This is a genomic window from Caloranaerobacter longqiensis (assembly GCF_050286925.1).
Taxonomy (GTDB): domain Bacteria; phylum Bacillota; class Clostridia; order Tissierellales; family Thermohalobacteraceae; genus Caloranaerobacter.
The window spans coordinates 1-13,983 of sequence record NZ_JBFWFX010000002.1 but is presented as its reverse complement, the minus strand read 5'-3'; the positions used below and the strand labels follow the sequence as shown (position 1 = coordinate 13,983).

Genomic DNA, 13,983 nt, shown 5'->3' with positions numbered 1-13,983 from the left:
TCGTTATTGTTTGATTTGTCGCAAAATTCCGTATTATTTCTCTTGAAAGTAAAAGCAGGACCTAAATCTGGTCCTACTTTTTACTTTCAAGAGGTAATTTCTACTCAAAGTATACATTGTATAGTTTATGATGTCCTGCTGGATGAAGCTTAAATCCTTTTATGAATTTTTGTGTTCCAGCATTTTGAACTTTATAGAATAATGGGAATATTGGAGCATCTTCCATAATTAACTCTTGAGCTTTTTTGTATATTTCTTCTCTCTTTTCAATATCTGTTGTAACTTTACCTTGTTCTAATAACTTATCAACTTCTGGATTTTCATAGAATGATCTGTTACCTGCTGAACCTTTTGCTGAACTGTGGAATAATGGATATAAACCATAGTCAGCATCTGCAGTAACTGTTCCCCATCCTAGGAAGAACATTTCTTGTTCTCCTTTAGCAGTTTTATCTATATAAGTTCCCCACTCTAAAGATTCAATACTTACATCTATACCTACTTCTTTTAATTGAGCTTGTACAATTTGCGCTATTTGGTTAGCTAATGAACCACTTATCCAAAGTTTAGTTTTAAATCCATTCTCATATCCTGCTTCTTTAAGCAATTCTTTTGCTTTTTCTGGATTGTACTCATATCTGTTTAATTTATCGTTATATCCAAATACTCCTGGAGCAATTGGTGAATTAGCTTTAAATCCTGAACCACTTAAAACAGCTTCGATTATATCATCTGGATTTATAGCATAGCTTATAGCTTGTCTTACAAGTTTGTTGTCAAATGGAGCTTTTTCACAGTTAAATCCAATATAGTACATAGCTAATGATGGAGCTTCTATTAATTGTAATTTTTCGTGATTTGCTACTCTATCCTTATCGATTGGTTCGATACCATATGCAATGTCAATTTCTCCTGTCTCTAATCCTATTGTTCTGTTTGTTCCTTCTGGAACTACTCTAAATACTATATTTTTAACTTTAGCAGGTCCTCTGAAATAATCATCAAATCTTTCTAAAGTTATTTTATCTCCTGCTTCCCAACTTACAAATTTAAATGGACCAGTACCAACCGGATTTTGCCCGTAATTTTCACCTGCTTCTTTTACAGCTTTCTCATTTAATATTGATGCTGCACTATGAGCTAAATGTGCTAACAATGGACTGAATGGTTCTTTAGTTTTTATAACAACTTTATAATCGTCAACTACCTCTACTGAATCAATAGCCTCTACTATGTGGCTAACTTTGCTTGATTTCATCATTCTATCTAATGTAAACTTAACATCACTTGCCTTTAATTCCTCACCGTTGTGGAATTTAACACCTTTTCTAATGTTGAATTCCCATGTTGTTTCATCCACTTGGTTCCAACTTTCAGCTAATCCTGGTTGTAATTCCATATCTTCTGTAGCATAAACTAATGTGTCATAAATTTGAGTCATTACATTTGCTGATGTTGAATCGTTTGTTGCATGTGGGTCTAATGATTTTGCATCTGCGCTTTGTGCAACTACTATTGTATCTTTTTGCCCTTTAGCATCTTCAACTGGTTTTTGTCCGCATCCAGCTAAAGCAAGAGCTAATACTAAAACTGAAGTTACTAGTAAAAATAATTTTTTGTTTCTTAGCATAACGTTTTCCTCCTTTATCCTTATAGATTTTTTATCAAAGGCTCCATAATTTTATAGACAAAGTCTACACATTTTACTATGACGCAATGAAAATTGGAACCTTTAATTTTTTTAAGAAGCTAAATTTTCAAACAATTAGAATAATAGAGGTGTTAACATTTTCGACAAGGTTTGTATTGAATCGACAATTAACATAGTACAATATGCTTATTTGATTTTCAATGGTTTTATTTACCATTGTTTTGAAATGATTTGTGAAAACGTGTATTTTTACAGGTTTAGAAGTTGTTTTTAAAAATATTTAACATTTGATTTGTTAACTTTATTTAATTTTTCACAAAATTTGAATAATATTGAATTTACAATAAAAAGCGACCTTTGGTCGCTTGGTTATTCGCTATTCGTCTTTCGAGTTTCATTAAATAATATAGAGCCAACGAACTAAATTCGTTGGCTCTATATAACCTGCACAATTACGCATTTTAAATATAATGACTCGTCTGAACCTAATAAAATTGGATGATCTTTTGCCTGAGTGCGCACTTCTATCTGTCTTAATGTCTTTTTAGCATCTTTTGCTGCATCTTGAATCATCTCCATAAATAGCTGGGGTGTCATATAATGAGAACACGAGCAAGTAACTAAAAATCCACCTGGTTTAATTATCTTCATTGCCCTTAAATTAATTTCTTTGTATCCTCGGTATGCTCCTTCTAAAGCAGAACGTGATTTACAAAATGCTGGTGGATCTAATATTACTACATCAAATTTTTCTTTATTTTTATGATAATCTCTTAATACATCAAAAACATTCCCTACAACGCCTTGAATTTTATCCTCAAACCCATTTAATTTTGCATTTTGTCTTACATAGTCTATCGCATGTTCTGAAATGTCAACAGCTATTACCTCTTTAGCGCCATAATGTGCTGCATGTAATGCAAACCCACCTGTATGTGTAAATGTGTCTAATACTCTAGCATCCTTAACTAATGGCTTAATAGCAGCTCTATTCTCTCTTTGATCTAAAAAATATCCTGTTTTCTGTCCATTTTCTATATCCACAATCATTTTTATTCCATTTTCAACAATTTCAACTTTAGTATCAAATGGTCCCTTTAAAAATCCCTTTTTCTGTTCCAATCCTTCTAACTCTCTTACTGGAACGTCATTCCTTTCAAATATTCCCTTTGGTTTAATAATTTCATCAAGAAGTTCAACAATCATATCTTTATATTTATCTATCCCTAATGCAAGAGTTTGAACTACTAAGTAATCACCAAACTTATCAACTATAAGAGCTGGAATAAAGTCAGCTTCTCCAAATATAACACGACAGCTAGATGTATCAACCAATCTTTTTCTATACTCCCAAGCATTTTCAATTCTCTTTTTGAAAAATTCTCTATTTATTTCTTCTTTTTTACGTGTCATAATACGTACTCGTATTTTAGATTTTGGATTAATGTAACCTCTTCCTAAAAATTTATTTATACTATTGTATACATCTACAATATCGCCAGGTTCGTAATCTCCTTCAATTCGATCAATTTCATTATCAAAAACCCATAAATGACCATTTAATATCCTCTTATCTCTATGTTTTTTTAAAATCACTTTTGCCATTTTCAGTCCTCCATTAGCTTTAATTTAGAACATTTCTATCATATATTATTTAACGATAATTGTAAATATATTAACTTCTAGTTTACAGAAAATAAGGAATACGATATAGTAAACAAAAAAACTAAGGCAACGGATCAAATCCGTCGCCTTAGTTTAGCATACAGATGTACAGAAACAGTAAACTAAACGTCTTTTGCCGCATTCATTTGCCAGTCAAAACAACCTACTAATTTTTCAACAACTTAGCAGGAACTTTTGGCTGATGGAAGAAACAGTAACAATTAGTGCTTAAATTAGTATTTACAAAATATACTGCAACAACTGCTAAAAGGCTTAGAACTTTACTATTTATAAATCTTCTCATTTTCATATTTTCACCTCCTCTCGTTTTTTATTTTTAATTAAAGTCAATGATTCAGCTAATACAGCTAATGCTGCAATACTACAATAAGCTGACAAACTTTTGTAAATTAAACTAATAAAAAGAATAGCTACCGATAACAACAAAACCAAAAGTCTGCTATTTTTTTTATATTTTTCGTATTCTTTTTTACTTAAAGGTTTATTAGGCGTATCCTTTGGTGCATATTTAAAAACTAACAATATAGAAATTAATAATATTAAAGATATAAAAACTAATGAATTACTTATATACACATTTTTTACAATAACTATACATATAAAAGTAAATAATGATGTAAATACAAAACAACTCAAAACTGAATTGGCATGATAACCTCCAGCCTGTGTTCTTAGTAATCCAAATACAATTAAAAAGATTGCAACTTCTTTTACCCATCCTAGATAAAAACCTAATATAAATATTCCTACAATCTCAAAAACAGTAGTCAATAATAGTTGTAACCCATACAAGTAAACTTCAAAATCATCAAAGTTAATTATGTCATAGTCAATTAATTTTTGAGTTATATGTTTTGACATATTAACTATCATATTTTTCCTCCTTGCAGTTATTCTTTAATAAAAGCATGTCCAAATTTCTTTATTCAAGAAATGAACTTATTTAAAAAATAAGTCTGAGCTTATTAACAAAGTTAATTTTTTAAAAATATATGAAAATAAAAGTGAATACATGAAATAATTTAGTTGAAAAACTAAGTAAAAATTTTTATTTGAGTACCTTTATATCATTTTTGCTAAAATGTTTATATATAGTAATTACTTTACAATTAATATTGTATAACTTTTCTAAATTTTTCAAAAGTAGTTTTGTAAAAGTGGGCATTTTTTTGTCAAAAATGGATATTGCCAATTTAAACAAAACAAAAAAAGACGATTTAATCGTCTTTTCAAAACTTACTTTGAGGTATTGCAATATTAACTTCAAAATGATTTTCATGATCTTTAACTTTCATAAAACCATCATATTTGTCAACAACATATTTTACATTTCCTAAACCAAATCCATGATTATCCCTGTCTTTTTTAGTTGTATATCTTTCTTTAATTTTACTTTTATTTATATTTGGCTCGACTACCTTAGAATTTTTTATTTTAATAATAACATTTCTATTTTTCATATATATATCTATATCAATATATCTTTTATCTTCTTCAACTTTTTCACAAGCCTCTATAGCATTATCTAGCAGATTCCCTAAAATAATTGATAAATCTATATCTTCAACATCTATTTTTTCTGGCAAATTAACCTTTACTGACATTTTTATATTTTTTCTTTTTGCTTTGTTTAATTTTATATTTAATAAAGAAAGAATAACGGGATTACTAATGTTTATCATTGTATTAATCTCTTCTACATTTTTCACAAGAGCTTTCAAATATTTTTTTGCTTCTTCAATTTTTCCGAGCATTATAAATCCATATACACAACTTAAATGGTTATTAAAATCATGCCTTTGTGCTTTGAGTGCATTGTTCATTTCAAGTAAATTTTTTATGTAAATACCTTGCTTTTTATATTCTTCTTCCCTTAAAATCCATTCTGTTTCTTTTTGTGCATATTCTATTATTTTTTTTATTACAACAAACAGAAAAATATTAAAAAAAACTGTCCCTATAGAAATAAAAATTAAAAATAACTTTTCTGTTGTTTTAGTTATGTTAATATTTTTATAAATCCATATTATTAAAAATAAAATGCCTAAATTAAAAACAAGAATTGTAAACATTAAATAAAATTCTTTAGTATTAAAAGATTTTTTAATTTTAATATTAATTAAAAACATTTTTATAATGAGAAAATATATTGTCTTACTGATTAAAAGTAAAATTATTCTTAGAATACTTTCTTCAAATATAAATACAGTTGTTTTCATAAAAATTATAGCAAATGAACTAATAACTATTATTTCTATAATTATACTTAAAGTAATCCCTATCAATACATAAAAAAATACTTTTTTCAAATCTTTTTTAAAAATTATATTAAATACCAATCCTGTTATGAAAAACATTATAATAAAACCATAAAAATTAGCAAAACCAAAATAAGTACTAATAAACCTATTTAAACAAGTTAATGTAAATAATACAAAAATAATTTTTTTTATTTCGTTTTTATCATATTCTAAACATAATTTCGTAAAATAAAATATTAATACAGTATCTATTAAACTAAATAAAAATTCTATAATCCACCACATATTTAATCCATCCCATCTATAACAAAATCTTTGATTTAAATAAACTAAAGTAGATTTTGATGAAATCCATTGCGGAAATTATATTCAAAACTATCCACAATTTAATAAGGAATATAATTTCCTTATGGATTATAAAAATAGATTATCTTCCAAAGCTTGTCTAATTTTTGAATAATATCGTTTGCTTATAGGCACACTTTTATTAATATCTCTAAAATTTATTTCATTCTTATATTGCTCGAATATTTTGAATTTGTTGACGATAAAACCTTGATGACATTGAATAAAATAATCCATATCTAAATCTTTTTTAAGCTGTCTTATTGTGCCATAAAAATCATATTCTCCTTTGTTTGTATATACTATTATTTTTCGTTGGTTTTTTTCGAAAAAATATATATCTTTATAACTAATTTTTATATAATCGTTACATCTTTTTATAATGTAATATTTTTTAGTTTCTCCTATATAAACCTGTTCATTGTACCTTAATATTATTTCATTCATCAATTTATTAAATTTTTCTTCAGTTATAGGCTTCATAATATAATCAAAAGCTTTAATCTTAAAAGCATTAAATGCATACTCTTTAAAACCAGTTATAAAAACTATTATAGCAGTTTTACTTTTTTCTCTTATTTTTTCTCCCAATTCTATACCATTCATTCCATCCATTTCTATATCCAAAAAAGCTATATCAAGTTTTTTATCTTTAATATTACTTAAAAGCTCTTCTCCACTATAAGCTTTTATTATATCAAACCGATATTTTGTATCTATTTTCTCTATAAAACTTGTAATAACATCTATTTGAGCTGGATTATCATCACATATAGCTATATTAAATAACATCTTTATCACCTTACCAGCTTAATTATTACAATATTATTTTACCATAATTTTTTAATATATTGTTGTAATATAAGATAAAATATGTATTAAATTTCAATTTTTTTAAAAATATATCACCTCAAACCTGACTCAAAACGGTATTTAGTATTTTAAATGCAAAATAATGTGATACAATTAAAATATATTAGATTATAAGGGGGGCTATAAATGTCAATAATAGCAAAAACTTATAGGGGGAATATAGTAGACCTTACTCATATAGGTCATATTGCAGTAGTTGACTATACAGGAAAAATACTTTACTATTACGGTAATCCTAAAAGAGTAACATTTGCTCGCTCGTCTGCCAAACCCATACAAGCTATACCAGTTTTAGAAAGTGGCGCAGTCAAAGAATATGGAATAACAGATAAGGAAATAGCCATATTTTGTGCATCTCACAGTGGTGAAAGCTTTCATATCAATGCTGTAAGGAGTATTTTAAAAAAGGCAGGTTTAAATGAAGAATATCTTCAATGCGGTTCCCACTATCCTATAGCTGATTATGCTGCAGAAGAATTAAAAAGCAAAGGATTAAAGCCTAAAAATATACATTGTAATTGTTCAGGCAAACATGCTGGTATGCTTATCACAGCTAAATACTATGGTGAAGATTTGGATTCATATTATAAGTCAGAACATCCTGTACAAAAAAGAATAATAAAAACTATATCTGAAGTATGTGAATATGATGAAGATAAGATAGTAACAGCTGTGGATGGATGTGGTGTTCCCGTTCATGCTATGCCATTATATAAATTTGCTCATGGTTTTGCCAAGTTATCTAAACCTGAAGTTTTTAATTCTGATAGAGAAAATGTTGTTAGAAAAATTATAAATGCAATGACCCAGTATCCTGAAATGGTAGGAGGAACAAATAGAATCTGTACTGATTTGATGAAAGTTTGTGGGGACAGGCTATTTGCTAAATCAGGAGCTTCTGCTTACTATGCAGTTGGATTAAAAAATAAGGGAATAGGAATAACATTTAAGATTGAAGATGGAAACTCAAAAATCATGCCAGCAGTAGTATTAGAAACACTAAAACAGTTAGAAGTTATAACGAATGAAGAGTTGAAAAAACTTGAAAAATACTATGTCTTAAAAATTAAAAATCATAAACAGGAAATAGTTGGAGAGACAAAGGTAGAATTTAATTTGATTAAAAATAAGGAAGCCTGATTTTATCAGGCTTCTTCACTTCTGGTGCGCCCTGAGGGACTCGAATCCCCAACCAACTGATTCGAAGTCACAACAAATTAATGACATGCCTGAATCCCAGTTATTTAGCCATTTTACAAAAATTTTGTTTGTATAGTCCACCTGATTTTAATCATATACACTCGCAAATTAGCACACTTCTATTGAAATGTCAATTTACATATCCATTTAATCCATTTAGTTTTCAAAACAATATTTCATTTTATTTTTCTGCATATATCTATACTAATTTCTATTAGTAGTTAATCACAATTATTCAATATTGCCACTCAGGCTATATATCAATATTTTTTTAATTGAATATTTCTTATAACCGTCTCTTATCCCAAAATTTTTCAACAACAAATTAAGTTTTTTATCTTATCCCGACTTTTTAAAAAACTTTTTAACCTTTCTTATTTAACTATAACGTTCTTTTACCAACCTAATACCTCATCAATTGCTAATAAAGTAAAATTCCCCTGCCATTAAACAGGAGAAATCTATACTTATGCACTGACTTTTTATCACTGATATTTTAAATAATTTTTTATTCCTTTATAATCTTCAAATATTAAATATGCAATTAATGCTGTGAATGATATTAAATAATATTTTTCTATTAAAGGAACATTTAAATATACTCCAAGTTGATACATTAATAGAATACAACTAGTCCAGCAAAATTTGAAACTAAAAGGCTTACTATTCTTTTTAGCATTTTTATCCCTCATATTTAAATAGGTTATTTCTCAATTTTTATTAATGTATTTTTATACTAACACAAAAAAATCATTTTGTGTTTAACTTTGAACTTTTTTAATATAACTGTAATAATCTGTAAACAAAACTTTTAAACATAAATTTTAAAAAAACAGCATAAAAATTTGAAAATACAAATAAATGTGTTTATAATGCTGGAAATTAAATTGGAGGTGATCTTTATGATACAATTAGAAGTTCTTAGACTAGAAATAAATTATTTTTTATATATTATCAAAAACAAATTTGGATTTAAGGACAAACATCTTGTAAAAGAGGCTTTTAATATACTAATTAATTATTTTGTTTTCGGTTATAATCAAGAGTTTTGTTTAGATTATATTAATATGATAAACCATTATATTCAATAGAAAAACTAGATGATATTAAATACAATAACTTACAGTGTAACATCTCAAACATTATAAAATTATTAAACACGATAGAATTGGAACTCTCATAGTCTAAGGTTCCTTTTGTTTCAAACAAAGGGAACCTTAGACTGTAAGTAAATTTGATTTTTTATAATTCTATAAAAATAAAAGTGAATGCTTGAAATAATTTAGTTAAAACACTAGATGAAAATTTTTTAAAAAATCTGTAAGTTATCAATAACTGTTGAAAATGTAACCCAAAAAAGGATAAAATCATCTTAAGGAAATGTGACTTTGTTTAAAATAAAAACATTAAAGTTTCGGTATAGTTTGATTATTTCACTTGTTATATCATAATTTTGTTTTATGCTAATAGAACCAAACTCATCGACAGGTAGCCAGATATTTCTAACTTAGTGCGTAAATACTCACAATTTTACTACTTAAATAGACTGAAAAACTAAAATATTTAAGAAGGAATAATATAAAAAATATAGAAGTTATCATTTAATTTTATATATGGAGTTGATAAAATGAATAAAAAAATTTTGATTAGTATTGCAGGATTTTTAATAATAATTACTTTAATAATATTAATGCAAAATGAATTACTGGTATATAAAGAAAGGTTATTGCAATATAGTAATATAGGAAGTGAACTAGATACCTTAGAAAAAGAAGTATTTAGTCAATTAGAAAATGTAGTGAAAAAGACTCATACTATTCCTCCTATACTCAAAAAAACTCATCCCAAAGTCTATAAGGAACTAACAAGATTAATAGAAAAGGATAAATTACAAAAAGAAATGCAACCAATAAAAAACAAGTATATAGGATTTATATCAGTAACTATTATTGTGTCAATATTATTAATTTTACTCATATCAAATAATAATGGAAGTAAGCAAGTATCAAATTGTCAACCACCAGATTTTGAAATCGAAAAAGCGAAAATAGATGCTTATAGCCAAATTATTGATAAAAACGAAGATATAAAGAATAAATTAAATTTACTAAAATCATTAAGGGATGACGGAATAATAACGGAAGAAGAATATCAAAATAAAAGAGCAGAAATAATCTCTAAAATTTAAATATAATATTTGTAAAATGGTTACAAGTTTATACATTAAACAATAAAAAATTCAAGAATAATATTTAAAATGTAGTACAACAAGATGTTAATTTTATTGATTCTACAATAAATGCTAGAGTGATAAACTTCAACACTACAAATTGTTGACAATCTAAGATTTCCTTTGTTCGGAACAAAGGAAATCTTTTTATTTTATTATTTTAAAAATCTTTCTTTTAACTGCATATTCTATTTTGCCATTTTCATATTTATACATACTATCAGAAATTTTATCAATTTCAGGTATCATTTTTATTAATTCATTTAAATAATCTATATATTTGTCATTATTCTCTGCAACTACTAAAGCACCATTAAAAGTAAAAGGTATTGCAAATAAAAAACTCTTTCCAACCTTCCTATAAATCTGTTTTTTAAAGTTTTCTGATAAAATCATTGAACTGCCTAAATCTGTTGTAAAACCTAATGTGTAAACTGATAATTCTTCATCTAATTTTACTAAGACATTATATATTTTGTTTATATTATTTATTGCTGATTTTTTTAATAATTCTATATCTACATTATCATGTTTAGTCACAAATCTGTAAATATCCCCCATGTCTACTGCATATAAAATATCTAAATCATCTGTAAATTCTTCTCTTATAAAACCTATTTCTTTATCTGATCCAAAATCTTTAGGTTTTATAATTGGAAAAACTTTATTATAATTCACCTTAAATCTCTTCTCTTCTATGATTTCTTTTATAACATTTAAGCAATGTTTTTTAACCGTATTATAGTTATTTTTTGATTCACTATACAATTTATATATATCCTTAGTGTCAATTATAACTTCTAGTGTCCCAAATTCAAAAGTAATGAGTTCTTTATTTAGTTCAGCATTTTCATATACTTTTTTTATATCATTTAATAATTTTAATTTAAATTGTTCTTTATCAAGTTTCAATTTAATTCCTCCTTATATGCCTTAATAACATCAATTTCTAAACTAGATGCATTTTAATTAAAAAGTATTTATGTTTTCAAGTATTTATTTAGAACAAAATCTTCAATTTAAATAAATTAAGGAAGATTTTGTTGAAATCCATATACGGAGGAAATTATATTTAAAATTATCCACAATACAATAAAGTTTATAATTTCCTTATGGATTATAAAAAAATAAAAATTTAACTTGAAATTTAATTGTAAGATTATATAAAAATTAGAAAAACACAATAAGGAGGAATTAAAAAATGATAGGCAATATTTAAAAATTATTTTTTACTGTCTCGCTATTTACTTTATTGCATTCAATCTTTTAATGTTTATTGTAGAAGACTATATGACTGAAAAAGTAAAAAGAATAATTAAAAGGATTTATTTTTTGTATGGTTAATACCTTTGGGTATTTACATTTATATACTATCAAATAGCACTTATTCAGAACATTATTTTTTAGAAACCTCTTTGCAGGTATAATACTTCATGCATTAATGGCGTATTTTGGTTATCGTGCTACATTAGAATAATACTTAATTAATTAAGAAATAATTAAATCTATACTGATATAATTAATTTGAAAATATACTAATATTTTTTCGTAAAATACCCTTTAAAATAGATATGAGTAGTTTCAAACTGCCCATATCTATTTACTAATTAATTCTATAATTCAAGTTATTTATGTTTTTAATTAATATAACTACATTTCTAGCCCCAGTTTATTTCAGGATTTTTAACTGTATTTCACAGTTAAAAAATTCACCAGTAAAGATATAACAAATATGAAATGTAAAATAACAAGTTGGCATGGAGTCTCTACAGGTATGGTATATAAACCTTAACGACAACCTAGGAAATAGAAGGCCTATCTAACTACAATAAGCTGCCTTACCTACTCCTCCATGTAAACTCTGTTGAAAATATAATAGTATATCTATTTAATAAAGTGGAAAAACTTTCAATTAATATCGTGGAAACTTTTCAGTAAATATAAAAAATTGCTCTAACAATAATTGATATTCTAATCCACATTTTATCATATATTATACTATTTATGACATCCCCTACATTTTGAAATTCTCTAACATTGGATAAACTGTATCTAATATATAATCAACTTTTTTCATTACTTCACTCAAACCTTCTTTTTTAAAATCGAAAGTCCATTTGTAAATTGAGTTAGAAACTCCATATTTATTTGATGTTCGCTTCCCTTTAAACTTAATTATAGTTTCACAAATTTTTACAATTTCTTTTCGTAACATATTCAGATTATCTTTAGATATCATATTATTCTTATCTAACATTATCTTTAGAATAAAATCTTCATAATTAAATTCAAAGTAAAATTGAATCTTACTTCCTAAAATATACCTAGTAACCCATCCTTTGCTCCAATTCATTACTGGGTTATTATGACCACTATATATATTCCATTCATTGAATCTCTTTGATGTTTTCCTCAACTCATTGTAAATATAGTAAAATAGTGGAAACCATGTTCTGTACCCTTTATCTTTCCAGTACTCTTCTTCCCATATATTATCAACTCCATTAATATCTAATCCTATACATCTTCTTCTCATATTTTCATACCTTAAAGCCTGTATCCAATCTTTGTAAACATTTTGCTCTATATGATATCCTGAAAATACTTCCAATATTTCTGGTAATCTAAAAATATGAAATCCATGCAAATCTGGAATCATACATACCTGTGATGCACCAAATAAGAATAATAAAAACAATGCATCTTCATCATATTTTTTACTTTGAATAAAATCATTATAAGTTCCAATTAACTGCTCTTCATAAGGAATAGAATCCACTTTCATTTCAATAACTAAATATTTAGTTTTACTGTTAATCAAATCAATCTTTATCACAAGATCTATCTTTCTTTTCCTTCCGAAAGAAAATTCAGGTATACAAGATATGTTGCATATTTCATTTATACTAAAAGGTATACTCATATTACACACTTTGTACACTCTTCTTAAAATTTCATATTTCTGTTCAAAAGATATACTCTGATTTTTCGAATCCAACAGCCATCTTATAACTCCTGTATGAACTTTTTCTAACTGATATCCTACTATGCTCACAAAATTACTATCCATATAACCTATCTCCCCCATGAATCTCTGATATAATGTTAAATCATGTTGTTTATGTTAATCTAAAAGTATTAATTGAAAAATCCCCCACAATAAAATATACTACTCCTAGTAATATAATTGCTTTATAACTTTTTTAACTATTATTAAATATTCATTTACATCTAATCTTCTATTGCATTAATTCTAGGCATTTCTCTACCATTTCTATATTCATAATACTTTCTAACTGCATTATATAAATTACCAAGCAAACTACCTTTATCACTATATTTTTCATATATTTTTCTTCTTATTTCTATCATATTATCTTCGCTTTGTATTACAATATCTAAGTTAACATTAAATTCCCTCTCAACTCTATTACCTCTCGTAACCCTTGAGTTAATCACGTTATCTGTTAAGCCTTGTCCTTCTAAAAATTTACGAAATCCTCTTTCATCCATAAAACTCCATCCATCTCCTTTTATATAACCTTATTTTTTTACCGATATTATTGCATTCTTCCTTAGTTTTTTCCCATACTTTTTGTAGCTTCGCAAAATATTTTGCAAAATTTCGCACGTTATTTCGCAAAATATTTTGCTTTTTTTTTATGGTTCGTTTTTAATATCATTACCTCTCACTAATACAAAATTATCAAACAATTTCTTCCTCAAGTTATAACTAT

13 protein-coding genes are annotated in these 13,983 nt (G+C 26.1%); 3 read left to right on the top strand and 10 right to left on the bottom strand.

Features of this window, described 5'->3' with window-relative positions:
* Positions 1-100: 100 nt before the first annotated feature.
* The 6 genes from AB4Y15_RS02180 to AB4Y15_RS02155 all read right to left on the bottom strand — a co-directional run bounded on the left by AB4Y15_RS02180 (position 101) and on the right by AB4Y15_RS02155 (position 6,735).
* Positions 101-1,630, bottom strand: coding sequence for a glutathione ABC transporter substrate-binding protein (locus AB4Y15_RS02180; RefSeq protein ID WP_427338180.1), 1,530 nt, complete (start codon positions 1,628-1,630; stop codon positions 101-103).
* 456 nt (positions 1,631-2,086) lie between these two features.
* Positions 2,087-3,256, bottom strand: coding sequence for a class I SAM-dependent rRNA methyltransferase (locus AB4Y15_RS02175; RefSeq protein WP_427338178.1), 1,170 nt, complete (start codon positions 3,254-3,256; stop codon positions 2,087-2,089).
* A 226-nt stretch (positions 3,257-3,482) separates the two neighbouring features.
* Entirely contained in the window at positions 3,483-3,626 is a 144-nt protein-coding gene (locus AB4Y15_RS02170) for a cyclic lactone autoinducer peptide (protein ID WP_427338176.1), read from the bottom strand.
* Entirely contained in the window at positions 3,623-4,210 is a 588-nt protein-coding gene (locus tag AB4Y15_RS02165; RefSeq protein WP_427338174.1) for an accessory gene regulator ArgB-like protein, read from the bottom strand. Before AB4Y15_RS02165 ends, AB4Y15_RS02170 begins: the two co-directional genes overlap by 4 nt.
* 356 nt (positions 4,211-4,566) lie before the next feature.
* Positions 4,567-5,883 (bottom strand): sensor histidine kinase, encoded by a 1,317-nt coding sequence (locus AB4Y15_RS02160; protein WP_427338172.1) that lies wholly within the window; start codon positions 5,881-5,883, stop codon positions 4,567-4,569.
* 129 nt (positions 5,884-6,012) lie between these two features.
* A complete protein-coding gene (locus AB4Y15_RS02155) occupies positions 6,013-6,735 on the bottom strand; it encodes a LytR/AlgR family response regulator transcription factor (protein ID WP_427338170.1) in 723 nt (240 codons plus the stop codon).
* A 207-nt stretch (positions 6,736-6,942) separates the two neighbouring features.
* Between AB4Y15_RS02155 and AB4Y15_RS02150 the strand changes: the two genes are divergently transcribed.
* Positions 6,943-7,956: an asparaginase gene (locus tag AB4Y15_RS02150; protein ID WP_427338168.1), complete on the top strand. Its 1,014-nt coding sequence runs from the start codon at positions 6,943-6,945 to the stop codon at positions 7,954-7,956.
* A 545-nt stretch (positions 7,957-8,501) separates the two neighbouring features.
* Here the strand turns inward: AB4Y15_RS02150 and AB4Y15_RS02145 are convergent.
* The gene (locus AB4Y15_RS02145; protein WP_427338166.1) at positions 8,502-8,708 is read right to left on the bottom strand and encodes a hypothetical protein; all 207 of its coding nucleotides are present in this window, start codon (positions 8,706-8,708) and stop codon (positions 8,502-8,504) included.
* A gap of 210 nt (positions 8,709-8,918) precedes the next feature.
* Between AB4Y15_RS02145 and AB4Y15_RS02140 the strand changes: the two genes are divergently transcribed.
* Positions 8,919-9,107, top strand: a complete 189-nt coding sequence (locus AB4Y15_RS02140; RefSeq protein ID WP_427338164.1) for a hypothetical protein — start codon at positions 8,919-8,921, stop codon at positions 9,105-9,107.
* Between the two features lie 536 nt (positions 9,108-9,643).
* Positions 9,644-10,204, top strand: coding sequence for an SHOCT domain-containing protein (locus tag AB4Y15_RS02135; RefSeq protein WP_427338162.1), 561 nt, complete (start codon positions 9,644-9,646; stop codon positions 10,202-10,204).
* Positions 10,205-10,393: 189 nt separating this feature from the next.
* Here the strand turns inward: AB4Y15_RS02135 and AB4Y15_RS02130 are convergent, their stop codons facing one another.
* The 3 genes from AB4Y15_RS02130 to AB4Y15_RS02120 form a co-directional block, all read right to left on the bottom strand.
* Complete coding sequence (locus AB4Y15_RS02130) at positions 10,394-11,158, bottom strand: DUF1444 family protein (RefSeq protein WP_427338160.1); 765 nt, start codon at positions 11,156-11,158, stop codon at positions 10,394-10,396.
* A gap of 1,102 nt (positions 11,159-12,260) precedes the next feature.
* A complete protein-coding gene (locus tag AB4Y15_RS02125; protein ID WP_427338158.1) occupies positions 12,261-13,316 on the bottom strand; it encodes a PDDEXK-like family protein in 1,056 nt (351 codons plus the stop codon).
* Between the two features lie 161 nt (positions 13,317-13,477).
* Positions 13,478-13,759: a hypothetical protein gene (locus AB4Y15_RS02120; protein WP_427338156.1), complete on the bottom strand. Its 282-nt coding sequence runs from the start codon at positions 13,757-13,759 to the stop codon at positions 13,478-13,480.
* Positions 13,760-13,983 lie beyond the last annotated feature (224 nt).

Bases quoted from the DNA above. Each gene is read 5' to 3' on its own strand.
- AB4Y15_RS02160 (WP_427338172.1), bottom strand. From the start codon at position 5,883: ATGTGGTGGATTATAGAATTTTTATTTAGTTTAATAGATACTGTATTA.
- AB4Y15_RS02155 (WP_427338170.1), bottom strand. From the start codon at position 6,735: ATGTTATTTAATATAGCTATATGTGATGATAATCCAGCTCAAATAGAT.
- AB4Y15_RS02165 (WP_427338174.1), bottom strand. From the start codon at position 4,210: ATGATAGTTAATATGTCAAAACATATAACTCAAAAATTAATTGACTAT.
- AB4Y15_RS02175 (WP_427338178.1), bottom strand. From the start codon at position 3,256: ATGGCAAAAGTGATTTTAAAAAAACATAGAGATAAGAGGATATTAAAT.
- AB4Y15_RS02135 (WP_427338162.1), top strand. From the start codon at position 9,644: ATGAATAAAAAAATTTTGATTAGTATTGCAGGATTTTTAATAATAATT.
- AB4Y15_RS02150 (WP_427338168.1), top strand. From the start codon at position 6,943: ATGTCAATAATAGCAAAAACTTATAGGGGGAATATAGTAGACCTTACT.
- AB4Y15_RS02125 (WP_427338158.1), bottom strand. From the start codon at position 13,316: ATGGATAGTAATTTTGTGAGCATAGTAGGATATCAGTTAGAAAAAGTT.
- AB4Y15_RS02140 (WP_427338164.1), top strand. From the start codon at position 8,919: ATGATACAATTAGAAGTTCTTAGACTAGAAATAAATTATTTTTTATAT.
- AB4Y15_RS02120 (WP_427338156.1), bottom strand. From the start codon at position 13,759: ATGGATGAAAGAGGATTTCGTAAATTTTTAGAAGGACAAGGCTTAACA.
- AB4Y15_RS02180 (WP_427338180.1), bottom strand. From the start codon at position 1,630: ATGCTAAGAAACAAAAAATTATTTTTACTAGTAACTTCAGTTTTAGTA.
- AB4Y15_RS02145 (WP_427338166.1), bottom strand. From the start codon at position 8,708: ATGAGGGATAAAAATGCTAAAAAGAATAGTAAGCCTTTTAGTTTCAAA.
- AB4Y15_RS02170 (WP_427338176.1), bottom strand. From the start codon at position 3,626: ATGAAAATGAGAAGATTTATAAATAGTAAAGTTCTAAGCCTTTTAGCA.